The 254-nt window shown below is 51.2% G+C and carries 2 tRNA genes; both read left to right on the forward strand.

What is annotated here, in order from left to right:
* Positions 1-76: transfer RNA gene (locus AAEY68_RS21330), tRNA-Gly, on the forward strand.
* 19 nt (positions 77-95) lie between these two features.
* Positions 96-169: transfer RNA gene (locus AAEY68_RS21335), tRNA-Cys, on the forward strand.
* The last annotated feature ends 85 nt before the right edge of the window (positions 170-254 follow it).

A 254-nucleotide genomic window follows, 5' to 3' on the forward strand; every position in this document is an offset into this window, starting at 1 on the left:
GCGGTACTAGCTCAGTTGGTAGAGCGCGACCTTGCCAAGGTCGAGGTCACGAGTTCGAGCCTCGTGTACCGCTCCAAATTATCTGGATACATTTAGGCGGAATGGCAGAGTGGCCATGCACCGGATTGCAAATCCGTTTACCTCGGTTCGACTCCGGGTTCCGCCTCCATATAATTTACTCCACACGCTTTAATTAGCAAACTCGATGCCCGAGTGGTGGAATTGGTAGACACAAGGGATTTAAAATCCCTCGA

The organism is Pseudoalteromonas sp. RB2-MNA-CIBAN-0110, assembly GCF_040309305.1.
GTDB classification, from domain to species: Bacteria; Pseudomonadota; Gammaproteobacteria; order Enterobacterales; family Alteromonadaceae; genus Pseudoalteromonas; species Pseudoalteromonas arctica.